The organism is Mesorhizobium sp. WSM4817, assembly GCF_055811135.1.
Genome location: NZ_JBVVQQ010000128.1, coordinates 1 through 536 on the forward strand (window position 1 = coordinate 1; position 536 = coordinate 536).

Below are 536 nucleotides of genomic sequence, written 5' to 3' on the forward strand. Positions count from 1 at the left end.
AACCCCCGCCCCGCCGATGTAAAGCTCGCCCACCGCCCCGAACGGCACCGGCTGACCATGAGCGTCCAGAAGGTAGACCCGCGTGTTCGCAATCGGACGCCCGATATGCGGCACGGCGTTGTCACTGAGAAGTCGTCCCGACGTTGCCACAACGGTGACTTCCGTAGGGCCATAGTTGTTTATCAACTTGAGAGGAGATGGTATCCGGGAAGGAACACGCTGGAGACGATCACCGCCGATCAGCAAATGTCCCAATTTTGGATTTACCAGCTCGTCTTGCAATGCGGTTGTAGCCAGCGGTGTGGCTAGAAAGGCGGCGTCCAGTGGTTGATCACGCCACCATTGCAACAGACGCGAGGAATCTCCTGCTGCCGCCCTGGGCGGGAGCAGCAATGTGCTACGATTGCATAATGCGGACCATAGCTCCCAGGTGCTGGCGTCGAAAGCCACTGCAGCCGTGAGTGTGCAGCAGGTTTCTGGTTGCGGACAAAACGTTTGCACATGCCATGCTGTAAGATTGACCACTCCGCGATGCT

1 protein-coding gene is annotated in these 536 nt (G+C 58.2%); it reads right to left on the reverse strand.

Annotated features, from left to right (window positions below; translation table 11 throughout):
* Positions 1–525: AMP-binding protein (locus AC0L2K_RS35030; protein WP_473533665.1), on the reverse strand; the 525-nt coding region annotated here is incomplete at its 3' end.
* Positions 526–536 lie beyond the last annotated feature (11 nt).